The following is a 12,846-nucleotide window of genomic DNA, read 5'->3' on the forward strand; positions in this document are numbered from 1 at the left end:
GCCGTCGACGGTCCGCGCTGTCTCGCGCCGGCCCCGGCCGGCCGCCCGGCTGAATGATCGTCGAGTGGTCGGGGTAGGCCGGGAGAGCCGCCGTACACGCGTAGCGGCAGGTCACTTCGCCGTTCCCGGACCTGTCGGTGGCGTGCCGTACGATCGCCAACTGTGTCTGACAAACCCGCGGTACTCGCGCACGACCTGCACAAGCGCTTCGGCACGAGCGTCGCGCTCGCCGGTCTGGATCTCAGCGTGGCGACCGGGACAGTACATGCGGTCCTCGGTCCGAACGGCGCCGGCAAGACGACCGCTGTGAAAATTCTCACCACCTTGTTGCGTGCCGATTCCGGACATGCCGAGGTTCTCGGTCTTGACGTCAGCCGACGCGCGGGTGAACTGCGGTCCCGAATCGGGCTCACCGGTCAGTACGCCGCCGTCGACGAACGGCTCACCGGCCAGGAGAACCTGGAGATGTTCGGCCGGCTCTACCGGCTGTCGGTTGTTTCGGCGCGGGCCCGTGCCGAAACCCTGCTGGAACGTTTCGACCTCACCGACGCCGCCCGCCGACAGGCCGGCACCTATTCCGGTGGTATGCGCCGGCGGCTCGACCTGGCCGCCAGCCTGATCCTCGCGCCGCCCATGCTCTTCCTCGACGAACCGACGACCGGGCTCGACCCGCGCAGCCGGATCCAGATGTGGGAGGTCATCGAGGAACTCGTCCGGGACGGCACCACCGTCCTGCTGACGACGCAGTACCTGGAGGAGGCCGACCAGCTGGCCCGGCGCATCTCGGTGATCGACGGTGGCCGGGTCATCGCGGAGGGCACCGCCGACGACCTGAAGTCGCAGGTGGGCGGGGACCGTCTCGACATCGTGATCGCCCGGGGCGGGGACGTCGACGCCGCGCGCGGCGTGCTGGCACGGTTCGCCTCCGGCGAGGTGAGTGTCGACGCCGACCGTCGGCGGCTGAGCGCGCCGATGAACCGCGGTGCCGGCGTGCTGCCGGACATGGTCCGCGGCGTCGACGAGGTGGGCGTGACCCTCGAGGACATCGCGCTGCACCGGCCCACCCTCGACGACGTCTTCCTGGCACTCACCGGCCATCACGCGCGCGACGAGGGCACGGCCACGAGCCCGCACGAGAGCACCACCACCGAGGAGCTGGTGACGACATGAGCACCATCATCAGCGGCAGCGCCGCCGCCGTCGTGGTCCGGCCGGTCGAGGGCCGCAGCCGGTTTGTCTGGTCGCTGCTGGACGCCTGGGTCGTCTGCCGGCGCAACCTGATCCAGACCTGGCGGGTGCCCGAGCTGCTGGTGTTCTCCACGATCCAGCCGGTGATGTTCGTGCTGCTGTTCGTCTACGTGTTCGGTGGCGCGATCAACGTCGGGCCCGGGGTGGACTACGTGGACTTCCTGATGCCCGGGATCTTCATCCAGACGGCGATCTTCGGCAGCATGGTGACGGGTGTCGGGCTCGCCGAGGACCGCCAGCGTGGCCTGATCGACCGGTTCCGCTCGCTGCCGATGTCGCGGGGCGCACTGCTGGCCGGCCGGACCCTCTCGGACCTGTTCCGCAACGTGTTCGTAGTCGCGATCATGCTGCTGGTCGGGATCGCGGTCGGGTTCCGCTTCGGTGACACGACCGTGCCCGCGGTGCTGGTCGGCTTCGCCCTCATGCTGCTGTTCTCCTACGCGTTCGCCTGGGTGTCGGCGGTGATCGGGCTGTCGGTGCGCAACGCGGAGGCGGCGCAGTCGGCCGGGTTCATCTGGGTCTTCCCGCTGACCTTCGCCAGCTCCGCGTTCGTCCCGGTCAGCACGATGCCGGGCTGGCTGCAGGCCTTCGCCGAGCATCAGCCGATCACCGTGACGATCGACGCGACGCGGGCGCTGTTCCTCGGCGGCCCGGTGGCCTCCGCGCTGCTCCAGTCGCTGGCGTGGTGTGTTGGGATGCTCGTCGTCTTCGTGCCATGGTGTATCCGGGCCTACCGGCGGTCCACCGGCGGCTGACCCGCCAACGTCACCGGCCCGGCCGCCGGCCCGACCGGCCTGGTCGGCTGGGCCGACACCGCGGATGCCCAGCCGTCCGTACTGGACCATCCCCACCTGGCCCGGGCACGATGTACGGATGTCCTCGTCCGGTAGCGTCACATCCGCGGACACCGTTGGAGTCAGGGAAAACCCCGCCCTGACCGGATCTTGCCGTTAGGTTGGTGCTCCGTCGTGGCATCGGTGTGAGCGCGGGGAGGTCGTGGTGTCGGGCACTCGGCGGGTCCGGACACTCGTCACCGGTATTCAGACATGCCTGGGCGAGGCGCTGAGCCTTGCCGACCAACTGGACGCGCTGGCCGACCAGGTCGAACGGCCCGGCGCGGACGGGCCAGCATCCGGCGGCCGGGCCGGCCAGCGGGCGCCTTCCGCGGATGTCTGGCACGCCATCCCCGACGTTGCTGACGAGCAGCTGCCGGCCGCGATCGGGATGGCCGCCGCGATCGCCCGTGGACAGGCGCCGGACCTCGCCAGCGCGCCCTGGTCGTCACCGCTGTGGCCGCCACCCCAACCGGCCGGCCACGCGCCGGGGAGCGAGGCCGCCACCGCTCTGCCCGAGCTGCCGGAACTGCCAGGCCGTCCGCGACCACGGCCGGCGGCCGGGCGTCCCTACCGGCCGGGGCTGTGGCGGGTGGGCCGGGTACTCGTCCCACCTCTGCTGCCCGGCGGGCAGACCGCCGAGGTGCCGCTGGCCGTCAGTCTCCTCGACGGCGGCAACCTGCGGATCGTGGTGGACCGGGACCGCCGGGCCGAGGGCGTCGGCGTCGTACGGGCCCTGCTCACCCGGGTGCTCGCGGCGGCACCGCCGGGATCGGTCCGGGTCACCGTCTACGACCCCTACGAGCTCGGCGCCGGGCTCGCCGGCTTCGCCCCGCTGCGGGCCGCCGGCGTGGTCAGCCCTACCCTGACCACCCGGACCAGGCTGGAGACCGCGCTGGGGGAGCTGTCCGCGGACGTCGGGCGCATCACCGTCGACCGGCTTGGTGGCCGGTTCGCCTCCCTGCGGGAACGGGAGGCCGCGGGCCTGCCCCGGGCCGAGCCGTGGCGGCTGCTGGTGCTGCTGGCCTGGCCGTCGCTGGCCGACGACGCCGCGCGGGCGCTGGAGGCGGTCGCCGCCCAGGGCCCCGCGTGCGGCGTGCACGTGATCGCGCTGGTGGAGGACGGCGGTGCGGCCGTCGGCCGCCNGGTGCGGCCGTCGGCCGCCGGGGGCACGAGACGCTGACGGGCGCCGAGACCCTGCGCGCGACCGGGCCCGCCGAGGATCCCGCCGTGGACGGTCTGTTCACCGCTGCCGGGGGCGTGCCCGACGGCGACCGGGTTTCCGCGGCCGCCCCGACGGTCTGGAGCTGTTCGCTGGCCGGGCCGCTGGAATGCGAGCTGGACGACCCGCCGCCGCCCGAGCTGGTGGCCGCGGTCGCCGAGTCCGTCGCGGCCGCGACGGCCGTCGAGGCCACCCGCCCCCCGGACGCCCGGGCGCTGCTTCCCGACACGTTGTGGAGCTTCGACGCGGCCGGTGGTCTGAGCGTCCCGGTGGCGTTCGGGCCGGACGGTCCGGTCACGCTCCGCTTCGACGACGACACCGTCCACGCTCTTGTGGGCGGGCAGGCCGGCTCGGGCAAGTCGACGCTGCTGCTCGACGTGGTGTACGGGCTGGCCGCCCGCTACGCCCCCGAGCAGCTGCGCTTCCACCTGCTCGACTTCAAGGAGGGCCTGGAGTTCGCCCAGTTCGCCCCCCGGGCCGACGACCCGTTCGTGCTGCCGCACGCGGACACCGTCGGGATGGACAGCGACCGGGAGTTCGGCGTCGCCGTGCTGCGCCATGTCCGCGCCCAGATGCAGCGCCGGGCCCTGGCCATGCGGGCCGTCGGCGCCCGGGACCTGCGCGGCCTGCGGGCCGCGCAGGGCGGCGCCGGCTGGCCGCGGATCCTGGTGGTGATCGACGAGTTCCAGGTGATGCTCACGCCGCTCGACGCGGTGTCGCGGGAGGCGGTCTCGCATCTGGAGGCGCTCGCCCGCCAGGGCCGCGCCTACGGCATCCACCTGCTGCTGGCCAGCCAGACGCTGTCGGGCATCGACGCCCTGGACGCCACCGCCGGCAAGCGCGGTTCGATCTTCGGTCAGTTCGCGTTGCGGATCGCGCTGCGCACCTCGATCTCGGAGTCCCGGGTGCTGCTGTCGACCACCAACGAGGCGGCGGGCGCGCTCGCGGGCGTGGGGGAGGCCATCGTCAACCGGCGTAACGGCCACCCGGCCGGCAACGAATTCGTCCGGGTGGCCTACCCCACCCCGGCAGTGCTCACGTCGCTGCGCGCGAGCCTCGCGGGGGCGGGGGCGGGGGCGCCCGGCGCGCCGGGTCGACCCGGGCCACGGGTCTTCGTCGGCCACGCACCGGCGATCCTGGACGACAACCAGCTCTACCGGTCGCTCGCGGGCACGCCCGTCCCGGTGGAGCGCGCCGAGCGTGCCGGCGCCGCCGACGCCGCGGCCCTCGAGGGCAGCCCCGACGGCAGTGGCGCGACCGGCGGTGCCGACAGCGGAGACGGCGCGGACGCCGCCGGGACGGCCGAGCCGCTGGCCCTGGTGGGGGTCCCCCTCGACCTGCATCCGGCTGCCGTGGGAGTGCGGCTGTCCCCGCTGCCGGGACGCAACCTCGCGGTGCTCGGCCCGTTGCGCCGGGAGGCGACCGGGGTGCTGCAGGCGGCCGTGGTGAGCGTCGCGGGCCAGGACGCGCCGGGCGGCGTACGGGTCGACATCGTCGCGGTCACCGCCGAGACCACGCAGGCGGCGGAGGTGCTCGCCGGCCGGGTTCGTGCCGTCGGGCAGTCCGCCCGGGTCCATCCGCCGGCGGCGCTGCGCCGGGTGCTGCGGGAGGTCAGCGACGAGGTACGGGACCGGGAGGAGACCGCGCTGGCCGGCGCGGCCGGCGGCCCCTGGCCCGGCGACCGGTCCTACGAGAGGTTCGCCCGGCCGGTGCGGCTGCTCGTCCTGTTCGCTGCCGACGCCGGGCGGGCCGTCCTGGAGGCCAAGGAGCCTCCCGCCCGCCGTTCGGGCCTGGACGACCTGCGTTTCGTCACCCGTCGGGGCCCTGGCCAGCGGGTGCACCTGCTCGGCTGGTGGCGCGGCCCGGGCCGGCTGCTCGACGACCTCGGCCCCATGCACCGCGACGACGTGGGGGCGTGGGTCGCGGTCGGCGTGCCTGCGAGCGACCTGTTCAGTCTCGCGGGCAACCGGTCGGTCACCGCGGGGACGGGCCCGAACCGGGCGGTTCTGTTCGACCGGAACGGGTATGCGGAGGCCCGCACGATCGTCCCGTTCTCGCCGCTGCCGGCCCAGGCCGAGCCGTCGGCGGCGGTGGCGGGTGACCCGCGGCACGATCAGGAGTCGTGGAGGAGGCTACCGGGGTGACCGGGCCGGCTGGACGCGTCGACGACACTGGACGAGCCGACGGCAACGGCGCCGGCGCCCCTCCCGTGCCGCCGGCCACCGGCCACCGGGGCAACGACCGGGCCGGTGACCGGCGCGCCCGCAACCCACGAAACGAGGATCATGGTTGACGTGCCCGACCAGCCGGGTGGCTTCCTCGCCGTACCGGAGGCCGACCCGCGGCGCCGGGTCGACCTCCACCACAAGCCCGTCCTGGAGCCCGCCCTGCGTGATCCCGACCTCGACGACCCGCTGATCGCGGCCGTGCGCTACCGGGCGTTGCTCGCCGAACTCAACCAGGCCAGAAACAAGGTGGAGGACCGGATGTCCGCCGGCCGGCAGCGGCGTGTCGCGCTCGCGCAGGCGCACCGGGAGTCGGCGGAGGCGATCCGCGCCAAGGTCGACGAGGTGTGGCGGACGGTGGCCGAACCGCTCGCGCACCACGGGATCAGCAGCCTTGACCAGCTCCGGCCGCCTCCGGTGGAGCGGGCCGACGACGTGCCCGCCGTCGCCGCAGCCGATCACGATTTTTCTGATCGTTACCTGTCCGACCATGACGTACCTGGCCATGACATGTCCGGCCACGATGTAGCCGGCCACGATGGGTCCGGCCGCACGTCCGACCGTGACATACCCGTCGTCACCGGGCCTGGCCGTGGGCACGGGCCCGGTGGCCGGCCGATCGCCCGGGCCCAGCACCGCCGCGGTGAGCCGGGCCGGGCGCGCACGGCCGGCGGCGCCGCGCCGCAGCGGCGGGCACGTACCAGACAGGTGGTCAGGGCGGCCTCCGCCGGTGCGGCGGTTCCGTTCGAGCCGTCCGAGGCGCCGGGGCGTGCCCACGAGCTGTGCCTGATCGCGATGGGGCACGCAGCCGAGCTGCGGGCGGTCACCCGGTCCGGTTCGTCGGCCTCGGCCGCGATCGTCATCGGCCTGGGTTGCCTGCTGGTGGCTGGTGGGGTGACCGTGTTGCGGGTGTTGTTCGGGGTTGCGGCGCTGCCGTCCCTCACCGGTGCCGCCATGCTCACCGCCGTCGGTGTGGCGGTGGCGACCGACGCGGCTCGGGTGGAGGTTGCCCGTGCGGCGCTGCTCGGGGCCGGTACGGCCGGTGCCGCGGTGCTGGCGACCATACGGGTGGCGTCGCTGGACCCGACCGACGTGATCGCCTCGCTGGTGGCGCTGGTGCTGGCGCTGCGGTTCGGGCTCGGTGTCGGCGCGCCGCGACATCCGCAGCGGAAGTGACCCGGCCGCCGGCCGTCCGGGGCGCTGTCCCTGGGGCATGCACGTCCCCGGAGGTACAAGCCCGCAGGGGCCTTCGAGGGCGCAGCCCCGCAGGGGCTTTCGGGGGCGCAGGCCTCGTGGGGGGCCTCCGGGGACATGGCTCCACAGGTGGGATACAAGAGCGGACGTGACAGAAGAAGGGCAGGACCTCCGTGACGAGCACCATCGCCGACGTCAAGTCCCAGCTTGGTGAGGCGTTCCGGCGTACCGACGAGGTCACCGGTCAGTTGGACGGTGCGCTGACCATGATCGAAGAAGCGCAGGCGATCGTCCTGGCCGCGACCGACGGCAGCGCGCACCGCGCCGTGGAGCAGTTGACCAGCGCGCTGGTGGAGACCCGGGAGCGCATCCAGGACTCGCTGGCGGCGCTCGGGTCGGCGGTGCAGGAGGTCCGCGACTACAGCGACAGCCTGTAGATCGCTCGTCCGGGCCGACCGGCTTCTTCCGTGTGGGCCGCGGACGGTTCTCCAGGGGCCGGCCATGTCCGGGGCAGCCGCCGGCCGACCGCCCCGGAGGTGCACCGGACGTGCCGCGGGCAGCCGTCGGTGATCTCTGTTCGCGTCGGCCGGTACTCACCGCAGGACCGCCGCGGGCCGGCCCGGGCTGTCGCGGCCCGGTCGGGATCAAACGGACATATCTGGATCGGCTGCGCGTGAATGCCGACAAGGGGTATATTCTCCGTGAGCGGGTGCCCGCTGTCGGTCGCCAGCGTGTCGTAGGTGCGGGTCTGGGTAGCAAGTCCGCATGTTCCCTGCAACCCGATGCATCTTTTAGCGGGCCTCACTAAAGTCCGAATCATCCAGAGAGGCCGAGGGTGAAGCGATCATGCTCTCATCGCGCGGTCGGAGGTCCGCGGGGACGTTAGTGCGTAGGCGTTCACCGGTCTGACGGCCATCCGGTGCCACTGCCATGTGCGACCAGAGGGTCGTGGGCGGCGCGGGAACGATCTTTCCGTACTGCCGAGGTCCCCGCCGTGGATCACTAAGGAGGCCCCACCACCGTGCCGGCTACCCCCATCCTGAACCTGCCGCTGGTGCTGCTGTCCAACCGCGGCCCGGTGAGCTTCGACCGTGACGTGTCCGGACGCACCGTCAACCGCGGGGCGGGCGGGCTGGTGTCAGCCCTCTCCGGCCTCGCCGAGCATCTTGACGACGCCGTCTGGGTGTGCGGGGCGTCCACCGAGGAGGACGCTGCTGTCGCCAGCGAAGCGCAGGGCGGCTCGATCCTCGTGCAGACGTCTCCATACCCCCACGTCGTCGAGGACGAACCCGACGGCCCCTCGATCCGGGTCCGGCTGGTCACCACCGACCCGGCCGCCTACGCGGACTTCTACAGCGTCTGGTCGAACCCGATCCTGTGGTTCGTCCAGCACGGGCTCTACGGCCGGGCGCTGTCACCCGTCATCACCCTGGTCGAGCACGACGCGTTCGAGAACGGCTACGCGGCGGTCAACCGCGTGTACGCGGACGCGGTCGTCGACGAGGTTCGCGCCCGCGGCGGCAAGGCGCTGGTCCTGTTGCAGGACTATCACTTCTACCTGGTGGCCGAGCGGGTCCGCGAGCTGTGCCCGGACGTCGTGCTCACCCATTTCATCCATATCCCGTGGCCGGGGCCGGACGAGTGGCGGATCCTGCCGGCCGGTATCCGAGAACGGCTGCTGCGCGGCCTGCTCGGCAGCGACGTCGTCGGCTTCCACACCCGGCGCTACGCCCGCCACTTCGTCCTGTGCGCCCAGGACCTGCTCGGCCTGGACGTCGACCTGGACAACCTGCTGGTCTTCGTCGACGACCGGGTCGTGCGGGCCCGCTACTACCCGATCTCGGTGGACACCGCCGCCCTGGAGGCGACGCTGAGCACCGAGGATGTCGCCGGGCACGTCGCCATGCTGCGGTACACCTTCCTGGACGGGGAGCGGCAGCTGATCCTGCGGGTGGACCGCACCGACCCGAGCAAGAACGTCGTGCGGGGCTTCCTGGCCTTCGGCGCACTGCTCGACCAGCATCCGGAGCTCGTCGGCAAGGTCAGCTTCCTCGCCCTGCTCCAGCCCAGCCGCACCGACGTGCCCGAGTACGCCGACTACATCGCGCTGATCGGCGCGGTGGTGGCAGAGATCAACGCCCGGCACACCAAGGACGGCCGGCAGCCCATCGACCTGCGGATGGCGGAGGATTTCCCGCTCGCGGTGGCCGCCTACTCGATCTGCGACGTGATCCTGGTCAACGCGCTGGCGGACGGCATGAACCTCGTGACCAAGGAGGTCGCGGTGGTCAACCGGCGTGGTGGCGTGCTGGCCCTGTCGGAGAACGCCGGAGCCCACGAGGAGCTGGGGGAATATGCGGTCACCCTGCATCCCTTCGACGTCCAGCAGATGGCGGACGCCCTGTACGAGGCTCTGACCATGCCGCTGGAGGAGCGGCAGCGGCGGCTGGCCGCGGCGGCCGAACAGGTACGCACGCACGACGTGGGACGTTGGCTGAGCGACCAGCTCGACGACCTCGCCCAGCTCGCCGGCTACCTTTGAAGACCTGCCCGAGCTTTGACAATCTGACCAGGGGCCTGAGCAGAAGACGGCCTGGGTCCTATTGGTCTTACTGTGGGTAACCGGCAGGATTCTGCCGTGGCTTACCGGTAGTCTCGGGCGGTGACAGCAGCCACCACCCAGGTTGGCTGATCGTTGATGGGCTGAGGAGCGGACGTGGCGAGTTCCAGCGGTCATCACAAGGCGAACGTGGGTTCGTGGACCGCGGTTTTTCTGATCATTGCGGCGTTCACGGTCGGTGTCTTCGCTCTCGTCCTGCACTCGGTACCGCTGTGGATCGTGACCGGCGTGGCCCTGGTCGTCGGCCTGATCACCGCTGTCGCCTCCCAGATCATGGAACAGGCGTACTGACGCTCCCCTCCTGTACCGCGGTTGCGGGAAATACCCGAAAGACATGATCAGTACCGCCCTGCCCGACCGGGCAGGGCACGTCGCCACGCACGACGGTTGACGCCCGCGGCGCACAGGCCGTTGTCCGCGGCACGCAGCGCGGCACGAGGTGCCGTCCTTCGTCGTTGCCGTGGCCTCGTACGTTGCCGCGGCAGCCGTCACCATCCGGCCATATCCGTGTTCCGCGCCGGGCCGCACCGGGCCAGGACCGGCCGGGGTAGCTGCCAGCCACCAGCGGGTCAGGGGCCCAGGGACCCCAGGGGCTTCAGTGGCTGCTGGAGCCAGCCAGCGAGCGTGGGGTGACGAACGAGACCAGCCGCGTCGTACTCGGCCCCAGCTCCGCCCAGCGGCCCACCGCCAGGTCCTCGACGGCCAGCGCCGCGGTGGGGAAGGTGGGCAGGCGCGAGCGCTCGCCGACCGGGAGCAGACCGGTGGCGAGAGCGTGGATACCCGGGTTGTGGCCGACCAGCAGGACGGTGGGGACGCCGTCGTCGAGCTCCCGGAGGCGGTCGAGCAGGTCCGACACGTCGGCGAGGTAGAGCCGATCCTCGGTCAGTACCGGGACGGCCGCCGGCAGCGCTCCGGCGATCTGCTCGACGGTTTCACGGGTCCGGCGGGCCGAGGAGCACAGCACCAGGTCGGGTGCGAGCTGGTCGGCTGCCAGATGCTCGGCGATGAGCCGGCAGGAGGCCCGGCCGCGCGGCGACAGCGGGCGATCGGCGTCCGGCATGCTGCCGTCGGCCCAGTCGGACTTGCCGTGGCGCAGCAGCAACAGGCGACGCGGCGGCCTCACCGCGCGGCCCGTGGGGGGAGACCCGTGGAGGGAGGGAGATTGGCAGACACCCGGACGCCGCGACCGGGCGCGGGACGAGGCGACACGCAACTCCTCCTCGGACGGCGACGACACGCAGCCTGCCCATCTCGGACCGGGGCGTCAATGGTTCTTTTCTACGCCCGCCGCGGGGCGCCCGCCGCATCCGGCGGCATCTCACCCGCATGGGAAGCCTCACGCACCCGGACGAGGGAAGCCTCGCCTGCCGGTGCCGTGCCGACCGTTGCCGATCATCGGTGCCCCGGCCATGGCGCCGGGCGAGGCACCCGCTCACATCGACAGCTCACATCGACGGCGGTGCCTCACCCGAGGTGATGAAAGATGTCCTACGGTGGAGCTAAAAACCAACCGAAAGGATCAGCTGGTTGCGTACGTGGAAAGCAGCAGACGGTCGGCAAAGGCAAGGGCTTCGTCCGCGCTGAGCCGGCCGCGGGGAACCACGGAATTGCGTTCGTCCGAGGTAAGCCCACCCCACACGCCGTGTTCCTCCTGGCGGAATAAGGCGGTCGCGAGACAGGCCCGCCGCACGGAGCAGCCGGCACATACTTTCCGCGCCCGGGTTTCCGCCGCGGCCCGGGCCTTGGTGTTACGTCCGTCCGGCGGAAAGAACGCGTCGGGATCCCCGTCCCGGCAGGCGGCTTCCTGCCGCCAGTAGGTGGGCCAGCCAGCACCGTAGGGCTGCGGCGGAAGGTCTCGTCCGGGCAGGACCGGTACGCCGGCGCTCATGAGATTCCGCCGATTCTGCCTCTATCGGGGCACAATCCGAGCCGATGGTGGTAGGCGGCAGTGCTACCTGTGGGCAGCAGCCGCAGGTGACTCAGCATGATGTCTCCTGGGGACGTCGCTTGCGGCGGACATGACAATGCGCGGCAACGAGTGGATGTGTTGGAAGGCACATCGACTCCTCTGCTCACGCGGAACCACAACCTCGGGGAGGGACGGACTCAGGGTTGTCCGGCATGAATTGCGCACGCCTGGACACCCTCTTCGTCGGAAACGAACCCGTCTCGTCTCGTTAACCGAGGAACGTAGACGGCTCTCGACGGGATAGCAAGGGTTCCGGAACGCTCGCGTCCGCAGCGCGCCCAACACACCCGGTTCTGGCCCTGTCGATCGGCGTTCCGTTGTCAAATCGCAGCGTTGTGTATATGTACTACCACTCGTAGTAGATGCCCGGTGCTACCAAACCGGGCATCCCGGGTCCCCGCCCGCCCCCGGGGAATCGGGGACGGTGTTCCTGACGATCGCAAGGGTGAGCAGAATCACAGCTATGATCGCCGGCAGCGCGTGGCGCAGAGTCTACGGTCAGAGCGCCCAAGGTGATGCGATCATGCTTCCCGTCCGGCTGGAAGCTACAGGTCCTCCGGTCTTCAGACCCGTCCGATGCGATAGTCGCCCGACCAGATCTCCTGGTACTGGACATTGGTGCCGGGCCGACGCGAAACGATCATCTGTCCGTTTCCGGCGTAGATGGCGTCGTGGTAGGCCTCCCCCTCGGCGTCGAGAAAGAAGATCACGTCTCCTGGCCGGGCGTCGGCGCGGCTGACCGGTTGCAACGCGGCGAACTGGTCGTAGGTGGTACGGGGGACCGAGGCGCCGACCTGGGTGTACACGTACTTGATCAGACCAGAGCAGTCGAAGTCGTTCGGCCCAGCGGCGCCGTAGCGGTACGGTTTGCCGATCTGCTGTTGGGCGACCGCGAACGCCGCCGCCGCGACCGAGGTGGACGCCCCGACCGGAGCCACTGTCAGCGCCGCCGTTGACGCCACCGCCGTTTGTGCCACCGCCGGAGTTGTCAGCAGCGCTGGCACCGGCTGGGCTGAGGCCGGGGCGGACACCGCCGGCGCGGCTGACGCGCCGAAGAGTGCACCCCAGGTCCGCGGGCCGACCACGGCGTCGATGGTCAGGCCGACGCCGGACTGGAAGGTGCGGACGCCGCGTGCGGTCCGCGGGCCGAACCTCCCGTCGGCGAAGATCCCAAGCCGGATCTGCAGCCGCGCCACCGGGTCGCCCTGGCTGCCCAGCCGCAACGACCTGCCGGGGAACTCCTGCCTGCCAGCGGAGGACTCCCATCCGCCGTCGGAGGATTCCCACTCGTTACCGGATGATTCCCACTCGTTACCTGACGATTCCTGCCTGTCGCCCGTGGATTCCTTTCTGCTGTTGGACGACTCCCGCCGGTTGCCGGTGGACCTCTGCCTGTCGCCAGTGGCCCTCTTCCTGGTGCTGCTGGGCTTCTGCCTGCCGCTGGCGGACTCCTGCCCGTCCGTCCAGGTCGTTGCGGATCCCTGCCCCGTCGTCAGGGCGCCCAGGGCCGCGTCGGTCGCGGCGGGCGCACCGCC

The 12,846-nt window shown here is 71.7% G+C and carries 11 protein-coding genes; 8 read left to right on the forward strand and 3 right to left on the reverse strand.

Annotated elements, in window-relative coordinates; all coding sequences use genetic code 11:
* Window positions 1–162 precede the first annotated feature (162 nt).
* The 8 genes from FrCorBMG51_RS13785 (at window position 163) to FrCorBMG51_RS13815 (ending at window position 9,633) form a co-directional block, all read left to right on the forward strand.
* Entirely contained in the window at window positions 163–1,170 is a 1,008-nt protein-coding gene (locus tag FrCorBMG51_RS13785; protein WP_047223475.1) for an ATP-binding cassette domain-containing protein, read from the forward strand.
* Window positions 1,167–2,003 (forward strand): ABC transporter permease, encoded by an 837-nt coding sequence (locus tag FrCorBMG51_RS13790; protein ID WP_047223476.1) that lies wholly within the window; start codon window positions 1,167–1,169, stop codon window positions 2,001–2,003. The genes FrCorBMG51_RS13785 and FrCorBMG51_RS13790 overlap by 4 nt, the downstream gene beginning before the upstream one ends.
* 1,308 nt (window positions 2,004–3,311) lie before the next feature.
* Window positions 3,312–5,447: an FtsK/SpoIIIE domain-containing protein gene (locus tag FrCorBMG51_RS13795; protein WP_338052751.1), complete on the forward strand. Its 2,136-nt coding sequence runs from the start codon at window positions 3,312–3,314 to the stop codon at window positions 5,445–5,447.
* Window positions 5,444–5,596 carry a hypothetical protein gene (locus FrCorBMG51_RS28255; protein ID WP_162233216.1) on the forward strand — a complete coding sequence of 51 codons (153 nt, stop codon included), beginning with the start codon at window positions 5,444–5,446 and terminating at the stop codon, window positions 5,594–5,596. Before FrCorBMG51_RS13795 ends, FrCorBMG51_RS28255 begins: the two co-directional genes overlap by 4 nt.
* Entirely contained in the window at window positions 5,589–6,704 is a 1,116-nt protein-coding gene (locus FrCorBMG51_RS13800) for a hypothetical protein (protein ID WP_139342330.1), read from the forward strand. The genes FrCorBMG51_RS28255 and FrCorBMG51_RS13800 overlap by 8 nt, the downstream gene beginning before the upstream one ends.
* A 191-nt stretch (window positions 6,705–6,895) precedes the next feature.
* On the forward strand, window positions 6,896–7,159 hold the full coding sequence (locus FrCorBMG51_RS13805; RefSeq protein ID WP_013873529.1) for a hypothetical protein: 264 nt from the start codon (window positions 6,896–6,898) through the stop codon (window positions 7,157–7,159).
* Between the two features lie 584 nt (window positions 7,160–7,743).
* Entirely contained in the window at window positions 7,744–9,264 is a 1,521-nt protein-coding gene (locus FrCorBMG51_RS13810; protein WP_047223477.1) for an alpha,alpha-trehalose-phosphate synthase (UDP-forming), read from the forward strand.
* Between the two features lie 174 nt (window positions 9,265–9,438).
* Window positions 9,439–9,633 (forward strand): hypothetical protein, encoded by a 195-nt coding sequence (locus FrCorBMG51_RS13815; protein ID WP_013873531.1) that lies wholly within the window; start codon window positions 9,439–9,441, stop codon window positions 9,631–9,633.
* 304 nt (window positions 9,634–9,937) lie between these two features.
* Here the strand turns inward: FrCorBMG51_RS13815 and FrCorBMG51_RS13820 are convergent, their stop codons facing one another.
* The 3 genes from FrCorBMG51_RS13820 to FrCorBMG51_RS13830 all read right to left on the reverse strand — a co-directional run bounded on the left by FrCorBMG51_RS13820 (window position 9,938) and on the right by FrCorBMG51_RS13830 (window position 12,507).
* Window positions 9,938–10,465 (reverse strand): SixA phosphatase family protein, encoded by a 528-nt coding sequence (locus FrCorBMG51_RS13820; protein ID WP_047223478.1) that lies wholly within the window; start codon window positions 10,463–10,465, stop codon window positions 9,938–9,940.
* Between the two features lie 396 nt (window positions 10,466–10,861).
* A complete protein-coding gene (locus FrCorBMG51_RS13825; RefSeq protein WP_013873533.1) occupies window positions 10,862–11,230 on the reverse strand; it encodes a WhiB family transcriptional regulator in 369 nt (122 codons plus the stop codon).
* A gap of 644 nt (window positions 11,231–11,874) precedes the next feature.
* Window positions 11,875–12,507, reverse strand: a complete 633-nt coding sequence (locus FrCorBMG51_RS13830; RefSeq protein WP_052914659.1) for a C40 family peptidase — start codon at window positions 12,505–12,507, stop codon at window positions 11,875–11,877.
* Window positions 12,508–12,846: the final 339 nt, after the last annotated feature.

The sequence above is a fragment of the Protofrankia coriariae genome (assembly GCF_001017755.1).
GTDB classification, from domain to species: domain Bacteria; phylum Actinomycetota; class Actinomycetes; order Frankiales; family Frankiaceae; genus Protofrankia; species Protofrankia coriariae.

Bases quoted from the DNA above. Each gene is read 5' to 3' on its own strand.
- FrCorBMG51_RS13790 (WP_047223476.1), top strand. From the start codon at position 1,167: ATGAGCACCATCATCAGCGGCAGCGCCGCCGCCGTCGTGGTCCGGCCG.
- FrCorBMG51_RS13800 (WP_139342330.1), top strand. From the start codon at position 5,589: ATGGTTGACGTGCCCGACCAGCCGGGTGGCTTCCTCGCCGTACCGGAG.
- FrCorBMG51_RS13825 (WP_013873533.1), bottom strand. From the start codon at position 11,230: ATGAGCGCCGGCGTACCGGTCCTGCCCGGACGAGACCTTCCGCCGCAG.